This is a genomic window from Streptomyces sp., assembly GCF_019510245.1.
Lineage (GTDB): Bacteria > Actinomycetota > Actinomycetes > Streptomycetales > Streptomycetaceae > Streptomyces.
In genome coordinates, this window is the sequence record NZ_JAEKKT010000159.1 from 87,495 (window position 1) to 99,678 (window position 12,184).

General features: G+C 70.8%; 7 protein-coding genes and 1 pseudogene. 2 read left to right on the forward strand and 6 right to left on the reverse strand.

Annotated features, from left to right (window positions below; all coding sequences use genetic code 11):
- Window positions 1-96 precede the first annotated feature (96 nt).
- Entirely contained in the window at window positions 97-1,137 is a 1,041-nt protein-coding gene (locus tag JF597_RS30320) for an acyl-CoA dehydrogenase family protein (protein WP_294002632.1), read from the forward strand.
- Between the two features lie 15 nt (window positions 1,138-1,152).
- Here JF597_RS30320 and JF597_RS30325 read toward each other — a convergent pair whose 3' ends face one another.
- From JF597_RS30325 to betA, 6 genes and pseudogenes are all read right to left on the reverse strand, one after another.
- Window positions 1,153-3,591 (reverse strand): FAD-dependent oxidoreductase, encoded by a 2,439-nt coding sequence (locus JF597_RS30325; protein WP_294002634.1) that lies wholly within the window; start codon window positions 3,589-3,591, stop codon window positions 1,153-1,155.
- A gap of 218 nt (window positions 3,592-3,809) precedes the next feature.
- Window positions 3,810-4,761, reverse strand: a pseudogene (locus tag JF597_RS30330) (ABC transporter substrate-binding protein).
- Window positions 4,762-4,774: 13 nt separating this feature from the next.
- Window positions 4,775-6,748, reverse strand: coding sequence for an ABC transporter permease subunit (locus JF597_RS30335; RefSeq protein WP_294002636.1), 1,974 nt, complete (start codon window positions 6,746-6,748; stop codon window positions 4,775-4,777).
- Window positions 6,748-7,839: a glycine betaine/L-proline ABC transporter ATP-binding protein gene (locus tag JF597_RS30340; RefSeq protein WP_294002638.1), complete on the reverse strand. Its 1,092-nt coding sequence runs from the start codon at window positions 7,837-7,839 to the stop codon at window positions 6,748-6,750. Before JF597_RS30340 ends, JF597_RS30335 begins: the two co-directional genes overlap by 1 nt.
- A 21-nt stretch (window positions 7,840-7,860) precedes the next feature.
- Window positions 7,861-9,330, reverse strand: coding sequence for an aldehyde dehydrogenase family protein (locus JF597_RS30345; protein WP_294002641.1), 1,470 nt, complete (start codon window positions 9,328-9,330; stop codon window positions 7,861-7,863).
- A gap of 140 nt (window positions 9,331-9,470) precedes the next feature.
- A complete protein-coding gene (gene betA, locus JF597_RS30350) occupies window positions 9,471-11,141 on the reverse strand; it encodes a choline dehydrogenase (protein WP_294002644.1) in 1,671 nt (556 codons plus the stop codon).
- Between the two features lie 149 nt (window positions 11,142-11,290).
- On the opposite strand from betA, the gene JF597_RS30355 reads away from it, so the two are divergent.
- Window positions 11,291-12,088: an IclR family transcriptional regulator gene (locus JF597_RS30355; RefSeq protein WP_294002646.1), complete on the forward strand. Its 798-nt coding sequence runs from the start codon at window positions 11,291-11,293 to the stop codon at window positions 12,086-12,088.
- Window positions 12,089-12,184 lie beyond the last annotated feature (96 nt).

The following is a 12,184-nucleotide window of genomic DNA, read 5'->3' on the forward strand; positions in this document are numbered from 1 at the left end:
TTCTCCTCGGTCGTCGTGGGGGTGTGTTCGCCTTTTACACGAACGGCAGGCCCAAGGATCGACATCTCGCACCGCGGAACCGAAAGAATCTTCTCCATGACCATCGCCGCGCATCCGCTCGTCGCCCGCGCCCGGGAGCTCGCCGACGGCCTCCTCTCCCCCGCCGCCGAGCGAGTCGACCAGGAGGGCGTCCCCGCGAGCCACATCGAGGCGATCAAGCGCTCGGGCCTGCTGGGCGTGAACGCGCCGGTGGCGTACGGCGGCTCGGCGGCGCCCGCGGACGTGGTGCGCGAGACGGCGGAGATCCTGGCCGGGGCGTGCTGCTCGACCTGGTTCGTGCAGACGCAGCACCACACGCCGGTGCTGACCCTGGTGGGGACGGACCTGCCGGTACGGGACCGCCTCCTGGGCCCGCTGGCTCGCGGTGAGCTGCTGTCGGGGGTGGCGTACGCGCATCTGCGGTCCTACCCGCGGATCCCCGTGCGGGTCCGGCGGGAGGCGGACGGCGTGCGCTTCTTCGGCACGGTGCCCTGGTACACCGGCTGGGGTCTGAACGACGTGCTCCTGCTGGCCGGGGTGACCGACGACCACGAGGTGGTCTTCGCCTTCGTCGAGGCACGGGAGCAGCCCGGCCTGCGGCCTTCGGAACCGATGCGGCTGGCGGCGCTCACCGCGTCCCGGACGGTGTCCCTGGACCTGGACGGCCTGCGGGTGCCGGAGGAGGCGGTGGCGCTGCGGATGCCCTACGAGGAGTGGGCGGCGACGGACCGTCCGAAGAGCCGCAACGCCAACCCCGCGGTCTTCGGGGTCGCGGCGGCGGCCCTCGCCCTGGTGCGGGAGGAGTATGCCGCTCCCCTGCGGGTGCGCCTCGGCGAGGTCCGCCGCCGGGCCTACGCGCTCGCCGATCATCCGGTGCCGCAGGAGCACGCACGGGAGCGTCTGGCGCTGCGGGCCGAGGCGTTCACCCTGCTGCGTACGGCGACCACCGCGGCGGTGGTCTCGGGCGGCGGCCGGGCCATGTCCGTCGGCGAACGCGCCCAGCGCCTCGCGAGGGAGGCCCTGTTCCTGCTGGTCCAGGGCCAGACGGACGAGTCGCGCGGGGCGCACCTGGAGCGGCTGGCGGAGCGGTCCGCCTGACGCTGCGGGGGCTGCTCAGCCCCGGAGCCGGGCCATCGCCGGGTCGAACAGCGGCTCCTCCGCCACCACCGCCTCCACGCGCTGGTCGAAGTAGCCGATCCGCACGGTGGTCCCCGGCACCGCCAGCTCCGCCAGCAGCCACGCGTACGCGATCCCCTTGCCGACCGTGTAGCCGTACGCCGCGCTGGTGACGTACCCGACCGCGCGGTCGCCGTCGTACACCGGCTCCTTGCCCATGACGACGGCCCGGGGGTCGTCGACGGTGAGGCAGGTGAGCTTGCGCCGTACGTCGGCCTTGCGACGCTCCAGCGCGGCCCTGCCGATGAAGTCGCCCTTGTCGAGCCGGACCGCGAAGCCGACGCCGGCCTCGTAGGGATCGTGCTCGTAGGTCATGTCGGTGCCGAAGGACCGGTAGCCCTTCTCCAGCCGGAGGCTGTTGAAGGCGCCGCGGCCGGCGACGATCCCGCCGAGGGGCTCGGCCGCCTGCCAGAGGGTGTCCCACAGCTTCGCGCCCTGGTCGGCGGTCGTGTACAGCTCCCAGCCGAGTTCACCGACGTACGACAGCCGCATCGCGGTGACCGGCACCGAGCCGATGTAGGCGCGCCTGGCGCGGAAGTACTTGAGGCCCTCGTTGGAGAAGTCGGCGTCGGTGAGCGGCTGCAGGACCTCGCGGGCGAGTGGGCCCCACAGTCCGATGCAGCAGGTGCCTGGGGTGATGTCGCGGGCCTGGACCCTTCCGTCGGCGGGCAGGTGGCGGCTGAACCAGTCGAGGTCGAGGTTGCCGTTGGCGCCGACCTGGAAGAGGTCGCGGCCGAGGCGAGCCACGGTGATGTCGCTGCGGATGCCGCCGTCGTGGTCGAGGAGCAGGGTGTACGTGACCGAGCCGACGGACTTGGCGACCTTCCCGGTGACCAGGCCCTCCAGGAAGCCGGCGGCGCCGGGGCCGCTCACCTCCAGGCGCTTGAGGGCGGTCATGTCGTACATCGCGACGGTCTCGCGGGTGGCCTGGGCCTCGGCACCGACGATCGGCGACCAGTACCGGGCGGCCCAGTCGTTGGGGTTGGGGATCGCGCGGCCCTCGACCAGGCCCGCGTTGGCCTCGTACCACTGGGGGCGCTCCCAGCCGTTCGCCTCCAGGAAGAACGCGCCGTGTTCCTGCTGGCGAGCGTGGAAGGGGCTGGTGCGGATCGGGCGCGGTTTCCCGGACGGCTGGAGGGGGTGGAGGATGTCGTAGACCTCGACGAAGTTCTGGCAGTCGCGGGCGAGGACGTACTCCGGGGCGAGCTGGTGCGGTTCGAAGCGGTTGACGTCGCACTCGTGCAGGTCGAAGGACGAGCAGTGGCCGTCGACCAGCCACTCGGCGACCGCGCGGCCGACACCCGCGGAGTGGGTGACCCAGACCGCCTCGGCGACCCAGAAGCCCTTGACGTCCGGGGACTCGCCGAGCAGCGGGTAGCCGTCGGTGGTGAAGGAGAACAGGCCGTTGATGCCCTCCTCGACCTTGGCCTCGCGGGTCGCGGGGAGCAGTGACTGGGTCTCGGTCCAGGCGTCCGCGAAGTCCTCCTCGGTGAACTTCAGGACCGACGGCATCCGGTCGGCCTCGTCGAAGGAGAGGATGTCGTCGGCGGAGACCGGCATCGGGCGGTGGCCGTAGTAGCCGATGCCGATGCCGTCGAAGCGGTCGCGGTAGTAGAGGTCGGCGTCCTGGTGGCGCAGGATCGGGCGGACGGCCTCCTCGGTCTGGCCGGCCAGGGCGGGGACGGGGCCGGTCCAGGCGAGCTGGTGGGCGAGCGGCGTGAGGGGCAGGTTCATGCCGACCATGCGGGCGATCTTCGGGCCCCAGATGCCTGCGCAGCACACGACGATGTCGGCGGGGATCTCGCCCTGGTCGGTCAGTACGCCGGTGACGCGGCCCTCGCTCTGCTGCACGTCCAGGACCTCGTGGCGGGCGAGGAAGCGCACGCCGCGCTCGGTGGCCCGGCGGATCTGGGCCTCCACGGCGAGGACGGCCTTGGCGAGGCCGTCGGTGGGGACGAGGAGGCCGCCCAGGACCCGGTCGGGGTTGACCAGCGGGTGCTGCTCGACGCACTCCTCGGGGGTGAGGATCCGCGCCTCGACGCCCCAGGACGTGATCCAGCCGTGCCGGCGGTGGAGTTCGGTGAGGCGCTCGGGCGTGGTGGCCACTTCGAGGCCGCCGACCTGGAGGAAGCAGGGCTTGCCGTCGACGTCGAGGGAGCAGAACTTCTCGACGGTGTAGCGGGCCAGCTCCGTCATGGTCTTCGAGGGGTTCGTCTGGAAGACCAGGCCGGGGGCGTGCGAGGAGGAGCCGCCGGTGGCCGGGAGGGGGCCCTGGTCGACCACGGTCACCTCGGTCCAGCCGCGTTGGGAGATCTCGTCCGCGAGGGCCGCCCCCACGACACCCGCTCCGATGATGACCACTCGGGGTCCCGCCATCGCCCAACCTCCGAACTTGAGACCGGTGCAGTTGCTTTCTGCGCAACCTGATTCAGGCTGCGCAACTCAATGTGCCCGCCTCCGAGGAGGGGTGTCAAGGGGCCTCACGGGCCCCACGACGGGTCTGACGACGGCCGGAAAGCAACGCCCGGCGGGCGGCGCGCACAGGTGCGCACCGCCCGCCGGGCGTCCCGGAACGGCTGTTCCCGCGGCCTTGGCTACTTCAGCCAGGCCTTGACCTTGTCGGGGTTGGCGTCGACCCACTTCTTCGCCGCCGCGTCGTCCGACATCTTGTCCACCGCGATGTACTTGGCCACGGTGTTCTGGTCGTCGTTGGTCCAGTTGAACTTCTTCACCAGGTCGTACGCCGGGCTGCCCGACTTGGCGAAGCTCGCGCTCACGATCTTGTCGAGGTTGTAGACGGGATAGTCGCAGGCCACCTTCGCCGCGTCGGCGTCGCAGCCCGTCGTGTACTTGGGGAGGTTCACCTTGACCAGCGGCACTTCGGAGAGGAACCACTGGGGTTCGTAGAAGTAGCCGATCAGCCACTGCTTGTTCTTCTCGGCCGTTCTGAAGGCCTGGATGAGCGCGGTCTCGCTGCCCGCGTACACCACCTTGAAGTCCAGCTTCAGGTTCTTCACCAGGGCGGCGTCGTTGGTGACGTACGACGGGTCGCCGTCGAGCAGCTGGCCCTTGCCGCCGGATTCGGAGGTCTTGAACTGGGCCGCGTACTTGTCGAGGTTCTGCCAGTTCGTGATGTCCGGGTGCGCCTTGGCCAGCCACGGCGGCACGTACCAGCCGATGATGCCCTTGTTGCCGGTCGAGCCGGCCTCGACGGCCGTCTTCTGCCCGGTGATGTACTTCTTCTTCAGATCGTCGTGGCCCCAGTTCTCCAGGACGGCGTCGACCTCGCCGGTCCCGAAGCCCTGCCAGGCGATCTCCTCCTTCAGGTCCTTCTTGTCGACGGTACAGCCGAGGTCGTGCTGCGCGACGTACGCGACGACCGCCGCGTCCGCCTCGTAGCCCACCCAGGGGTTGACGGCCGCACTTGCCGCCCGAGGACGTCGAGCCGGCGGAACTGCTCTCGCCGACCTTCGCGCCGCCGCAGGCCGTGAGGGTGAGGCCGAGGACGGCCAGGCCGGCCGCGCCGGCTCGCCAGTGATGTGCCATGGTGTCGAGCTCCTTATGCCCTGGTGCGTCGTGCCGCAGCCTGAGTGATCCGGTCGAACATGACTCCGAGCAGTACGATGGCGAGCCCTGCCGCCAGCCCCTTGCCGTACAGCTCGCCCTGCGAGAAACCGGCCACGACGTCGTAGCCGAGGGCGCCGGCCCCCACCAGGCCGCCCACCACAACCATCGACAGCACGTAGATCAGGCCCTGGTTGGTCGCGAGGGTCAGGGCGCTGCGTGCCATCGGCAGCTGGACCTTGGTGATGATCTGCCAGGTGTTGCACCCGGCCGAGGTGGCCGCCTCCACGGTGGGCGCGGAGACGTTCCGCACCCCGTCCGCGATGATCTTGACGGCCACGGGTGCCGCGTAGACGACGGCCGCGACGATCGCCGTGAAGCGGGTGGCGCCGAACAGCGCCAGGAACGGCACCAGGTAGACGAACGGCGGCATGACCTGTGCCGCGTCCAGGGTGGGCCGGATCAGCCGGTCCACCAGCGTGCTGCGGCCCATCCACACGCCGAAGACCACGCCGACCAGCATCACCAGGACGGTGGCCACGACGGTGGAGGCGAGGGTGGTCATGCTGTCCGACCACAGGCCCGTGCCGACCAGCAGGCCGACGCACACGGCCGCCGTCGCCCCGGCCCGCCAGCCGCCGAGGACCGCGCCGAGCCCGACCAGGACCGCGCCGACCAGCCACCACGGCGAGTCGGTGAGCAGCGTCTGGAACGGGTTGAGCAGGCCGTTGGTGAGGGCGTCCCGCAGGGCGTTGGTGAGGCCGGAGAGGTGGTCCTGCAGCCAGGTGGTCGCGGTGTCCGCCGCGCTCGCGATGTGGCTGCCGACGGTGCCGTCGCCGGGGAACTCGGCCGCCCAGACGTAGGTGTGGGAGAGGTAGACCAGGACGGCGGCCGCGATCCCGCCCGCGCCCAGCAGCGGGCGGCGCCACTTGCCCAACCGCCCGTCCGTGCGGCGGGTCTCGGTGCGGGCGGCGGCCGCGGTGGTGACCCGGTCGAGCACGATGGCCATGACGACGATGGCGAGGCCGGCGTTGAAGGCGGTGCCGACATCGAGCGACTGGAGGGCCTGCACGACGGTCTTGCCGAGACCGGGCGCGTCGATCAGGGCGGCGATGGTGACCATGGCCAGGGCGGCCATGATGGTCTGGTTGACGCCCATGACGACCGTGCGCTTCGACATCGGGAGCAGCACCTTCAGCAGTTGCTGGGTGCGGGTGGTGCCGAGCGAGTCGGCGGCCTCCACCGTGGTCTCGGGGACGGAGCGGATGGCGTGCGCGGTGATGCGGATGGCGGGCGGGGCCGCGTAGATCACCGTGGTGATGACGGCGGAGGCGCCGCCGATGAGGAAGATCAGGGTCAGCGGGGCGAGGTAGACGAAGGTCGGCATCGTCTGCATGAAGTCCAGGAACGGCGTCATGATCCGGTTGAACCGGTCGGAGAGCCCCGCCCACACCCCGAGCGGGAGGCCGATGAGCAGGGCCACCAGGACCGCCGACAGGGTCAGCGCCAGGGTGTCCATGCTCTCCTGCCACAGGCCCTGGAGCCCGAAGAAGGTGAACCCGGCGACGGCCAGCAGGGCGACCCGCCAGTTGCCCACGGCCCAGGAGACGTAGCCGGTGAGGCCGACGACGCCGAGCCAGCCGATCTGCGGGACCGGGCGGCCGTCGGCGGGCTGGGAGATCAGGGACTGGACGAAGGTGACCAGGTTGTCGATGGCCAGCCGGATCTCGTTGAAGAAGTAGAGGAAGACCGGATTGGAGTTGCGGTTGGCACCGATGCTGTCGTTGACGTCGTTGAGCCAGCGGTGCAGGCCGGTGAGGTCGGCGGCGGCCAGGGTCAGCGTCTGCCCGCCCCGGAACGCGGCGAAGAGCACCAGCCAGACGACCAGGATCGCCGCCACCACCATCGGACGGCTGACCTTCTTGCGTATCGTCGCGACCGGCGCGGTCGCGTCGGCGACGGCGGCCATCAGGCGCCGCCCTCCTGCCCGGCGACGACCGCGAGGATCTCCTCGTCGCCGACGATGCCGAGGAGCTTGCCGTTCTCGACGACCTTGACCGGCTTGTCGGCGGCGAGCACCGCCCGGGTCGCCTCCCGTACCACGACGTCCGGGCCCAGCTCCGGTCCGTCCAGGGCGTCCCCGGGCTCGGCGGGCCGCATGATCCAGCGCAGGGTGAGGACGTCGCCGCGCGGCACGTCCTTGACGAAGTCCCGTACGTAGTCGTCTGCCGGGGCGCCGACGAGTTCGTCGCCGGTGCCGCACTGGACCGTCTTGCCGTCCCGCATGATCAGGATGCGGTCGCCGAGCTTGAGCGCCTCGGAAAGGTCGTGGGTGATGAAGACCATGGTCTTGCCGACCTCGTGGTGCAGCCGGACGACCTCGCTCTGCATGTCGCGGCGGATCAGCGGGTCCAGCGCGGAGAACGGCTCGTCGAAGAAGAGGACGTCCGGGTCACCGGCCAGCGCCCTGGCCAGGCCCACGCGCTGCTGCATGCCGCCGGAGAGCTGGTCGGGGTAGGAGTTCTCGTAGCCGGCGAGGCCCACCAGTTCGACGGTCTCCATCGCACGTTTCACGCGCTCGGCCCTGCCCATGCCCCGGATCTCCAGGCCGAACGCGACGTTGTCGACGACCTTGCGGTGCGGCAGCAGGCCGAAGTGCTGGAAGACCATGGAGAACTTGCTGCGCCGCAGCTCGCGCAGCCGCCGGGCGTCGGCGTCCCGGATGTCCTCACCCTCGAAGACGATCTCGCCGGCGGTGGGCTCGATCAGCCGGGTCAGACAGCGCACCAGGGTGGACTTGCCGGATCCGGACAGGCCCATGACGACGAAGACCTCGCCGGGCGACACCTCGAAGTCGACGTCCCGCACGGCGGCGGTGCAGCCGGTGCGGTCCATCAGCTCGCGGCGGGTGAGCCCGCAGAGCTCCTCGGAGCCCGGCACCTCGTCGGCCCTGGGCCCGAACACCTTCCACAGCCGGCGCACGGAGATGACCGGGGTGCGGTCCCGGGGTTCCTCGGACGTGTCGCGCCGCTGCGACGCCTCGGTCTGGGCTGGGGGCATGGTGGGGACCTCTCTTCGGCGTCAGCCGCGGAACCAGTGCTGCGGCCGGGGTTGGATGTTCTGCCAGACGTGCTTGGGCTCTCGGTACTCGTCCAGGCCGGTCGGTCCCAGCTCGCGGCCCACGCCCGAGTGCCCGAAGCCACCCCATTCCGCCTGCGGCACGTAGGGGTGGTAGTCGTTGATCCAGACGGTGCCGTGGCGCAGCCGGCGGGCGACCCGCTGGGCCTTGCCCGCGTCCTGCGTCCAGACGGCTCCGGCGAGGCCGTACTCCGTGTCGTTGGCGATGCGGACGGCGTCGTCCTCGTCGTGGAAGCGCTCCACGGTGAGCACGGGGCCGAAGGACTCCTCGTGCACCACGCGCATGTCCTGGCGGCACTCGTCGAGGACGGTGGGCGGGTAGTAGAAGCCGTTCGCGAGCGCGGGGTCGTCGGGGCGTGCGCCGCCGCAGCGCAGTACGGCACCCTCGGCGATCCCGGCTTCGACGTACGCCTCGACCTTCTCGCGGTGCCGCGCGGAGATCAGCGCGCCGGTCTCGGTCTCGGGGTCGAAGGGGCCGCCGAGGCGGATCAGGCGGGCGCGGCGGACCACCTCGTCGACGAAGGCGTCGTGCAGCGAGTCCTCGACGATCAGCCGGGCGCCGGCCGAGCAGACCTGCCCCGAGTGCAGGAACACCGCGGTGAGCGCGAAGTCGACGGCCGTCTCGAAGTCGGCGTCGGCGAAGACGACGTTGGGGTTCTTGCCGCCGAGTTCGAGGGCGACCTTCTTCACCGTGGCGGCCGCGGTGGCCATGAGGTGCCGGCCGGTGTCGAGTCCGCCGGTGAAGGAGACCATGTCGACCGCCGGGTGCTCGGCCAGCGGTGCGCCCGCCTCGGCTCCGGCGCCCAGGACGAGGTTGGCGGCACCGGCCGGCAGTCCGGCCTCCTCCAGGGCCTTCATCAGCAGGATCGCCGTGGAAGGGGTCAGCTCGCTGGGCTTGAGGACGAACGTGTTGCCGGCCAGCAGAGCCGGGGCGACCTTCCAGGAGGCTTGCAGCAGCGGGTAGTTCCAGGGGGTGATCAGCCCGCAGACGCCGACGGGTTCGTAGGTGACCCGGCTGAGCGCGTCGTCGCGGCCGGTGTCCACCACGCGTCCGGCGCCGGTGCCGGCGATGCCGCCGTAGTAGCGGAGGCAGGAGACGACGTCGGCGATGTCGTACTCGCTCTCCACCAGGCGCTTGCCGGTGTCCAGGGACTCGGCGCGGGCGAACTCCTTGGCGTCGCGCTCGATGATGCCGGCGGTGCGCAGGAGCAGGGCACCGCGCTCGCGCTCGGGGGTGTGCGGCCAGGGGCCCTCGTCGAACGCGCGGCGGGCGGCGGCGATCGCGGCCTCCGTGTCGCGGCGGGTCGCCTCCGAGACCGTCGCGACGAGGGTGCCGTCCGCCGGACAGCGGATCTCGCGGTGGCCGCCGGCCACCGCCGCGCGCCATTTCCCATCCACATACAGATCTGCCACGGCCGCGCCCTTCGAGCCCGAATTCGTTGCGCATTGTGCATTGGTTTGCTTTTGGTGGAACACCCTGACCGAATGTGCCGACAGCCGTCAAGGGCTCCGCGCATCCCGATTCGGCCGCGAAAGCGCCGCCGTGGCCCGGTCTACCCTGCCTGCTTCTGGGCATCGCGAAGCCGGTAGTACACCGCCCTGGAGGGCGGCAGCGGCTCCTTGCCGAGGATGAGGTCGGCCGCCTTCTCGGCGATCATCATCACCGGCGCGTAGATGTTGCCGTTGGTGACGTACGGCATCACCGAGGCGTCCACCACGCGCAGGCCCTCCACGCCGTGCACCCGCATGCTCGTCGGGTCGACGACGGACATCTCGTCGGTGCCCATCTTGCAGGTGCAGGACGGGTGCAGGGCGGTCTCGCCGTCCTTGGCGACCCAGGCGAGGATCTCCTCGTCGGTCGCCACGGACGGGCCGGGTGAGATCTCCCCGTCGTTGTAGGGGGCGAGGGCCGGCTGGTTGAGGAGGTTGCGGGCGACCTTGACCGCCTCGACCCACTCGCGGCGGTCCTGCTCGGTGGAGAGGTAGTTGAAGCGCAGGGCCGGGTGCTCGCGCGGGTCCCTGCTCCTGATCTTCACCGAGCCGAGGGCGTCGGAGTACATGGGGCCGACGTGCACCTGGTAGCCGTGACCGCCGGCCGGCACCGAGCCGTCGTAGCGGACCGCGATGGGCAGGAAGTGGAACATCAGGTTGGGGTAGTCCACGTCGTCGTTGCTGCGGCAGAAGCCGCCGGCCTCGAAGTGGTTCGTGGCGGCCGGGCCCTTGCGGAAGAGCCACTGGAGGCCGATGAAGGGGGCCCGCCACTTCGCCAGGTACGGCTGTACGGAGACGGGCTGCTTGCAGGCGTACTGGATGTACACCTCCAGGTGGTCCTGGAGGTTCTCGCCGACGCCGGGCAGGTCGTGGACGACGTCGATGCCGAGGGCGGCCAGTTCCTTCGCGTTGCCGATGCCGGAGAGCTGGAGCAGCTGCGGGGAGTTGATCGCGCCGCCGCAGAGGATGACCTCCCTGGCGCGGACCTGCTGGAGGGCGCCCTTGCCGCGCTGGAACTCGACGCCGACCGCCTTCTTGCCCTCGAAGAGGACGCGGGTGACCAGGGCACGGGTCCGCACGGTGAGGTTCGGGCGCTTCCGGGCGGGCTTGAGGTACGCCTTCGACGCGGACAGGCGGCGGCCGCGGTGGACGTTGCGGTCGAACTTGCCGAAGCCCTCCTGCCGGTAGCCGTTGACGTCGTCGGTGGGCGCGTGGCCGGCCTCCTCGGTGGCCTTGAGGAAGGCGGAGAAGAGCGGGTTGGTGGCCGGGCCGCGTTCCAGGACCAGGGGGCCGTCGTGGCCGCGGAACTCGTCGTCCGGGTCGGCGGCCAGGCAGTTCTCCATCCGGCGGAAGTACGGCAGGCAGTGGGCGTAGTCCCAGCTCTCCATCCCGGCGTCGGCGGCCCAGCGCTCGTAGTCCATGGGGTTGCCGCGCTGGAAGATCATGCCGTTGATGCTGCTGGAGCCGCCGAGCACCTTGCCGCGGGCGTGGTAGACACGGCGGCCGCCCATGTGGGGCTCGGGCTCGGACTCGTACTTCCAGTCGTAGAAGCGGCTGCCGATGGGGTAGGTCAGCGCCGCCGGCATGTGGATGAAGACGTCCCACGGGTAGTCGGGGCGGCCTGCCTCCAGGACGAGCACCCGGTTGCCGGGGTCGGCCGAGAGCCGGTTCGCCAGTGCGCTGCCGGCCGAGCCGCCGCCGACGATGACGAAGTCGTACTGCAAGGGAGCCATGGTGCCTCGTCTCGCTCGCGCCGTCGATTGCGCGGCATGCTAGTACGGGTATCGCTATACGCACCAGGTTGCGAACAACGCAACTTGTAAGATCTTTGTTCACATCGCGTTACTTGGAGTGCGTTGTTTACTGCGCGTATAGTTTCGCTATGAGCAACTTCAGTCCGGATACCGAAACGAACGGCTCATCTTCCGGTGGCGTGCAGTCCGTCGACCGCGCCATCAGCGTCCTGGAGATCCTGGCCCAGCGCGGCGAGGCGGGAGTGAGCGAGGTGGCCGCCGAGATCGATGTTCACAAGTCGACCGCGTTCCGGCTGCTCGGCGCCCTGGAGGCGCGCGGTCTCGTGGAGCAGTCGGGCGAGCGGGGCAAGTACTCGCTCGGCTTCGGCATCGTACGCCTGGCCGGCGCGGTGACCGGGCGCATCGACGTCACCCAGCAGGGCCGGGCGGTGTGCGAGCGGCTGGCCGAGGAGATCGGCGAGACGGTCAACATCGCGGTGATGCAGGAGCACTACGCGATCAACCTCTACCAGGTGCGGGGTACGGCCGCCGTCACCGCGCACAACTGGGTCGGCCAGCTGACCCCGTTGCACGCCACCTCCAGCGGCAAGATCATGCTCGCCCACCGGCCCGCCGCGGAGCGGGCCGCACTGATCTCGGACGGGGGCCTGAAGAAGCTGACCCCGCACACCATCTCCTCGAAGGCGAAGCTGGAGAAGAACCTCGCCGAGGCCCGGGAGCGCGGTTACGCCTGGACGCTGGAGGAGCTGGAGATCGGGCTGCACGCGATGGCCGCGCCGATCCGGGACCGGGACAGCGCGGTCATCGCGTCGATCAGCGCCTCCGGGCCGTCCTACCGGTTCACCGAGGAGCGCATGCACGAGCTGGCCCCGGTGCTGGTCAAGGGCGCGGAGGAGATCAGCTACCGCATGGGGTACCTGGGCTGAGCCGCCCGCGCGGCGACCGCCGGACGGCCCGCCCGCTCGGCTGCGGGTCGGCGGAGGCTGGTCGCGCGGTTCCTCCCCCGGCCTTCGGCGGCACCG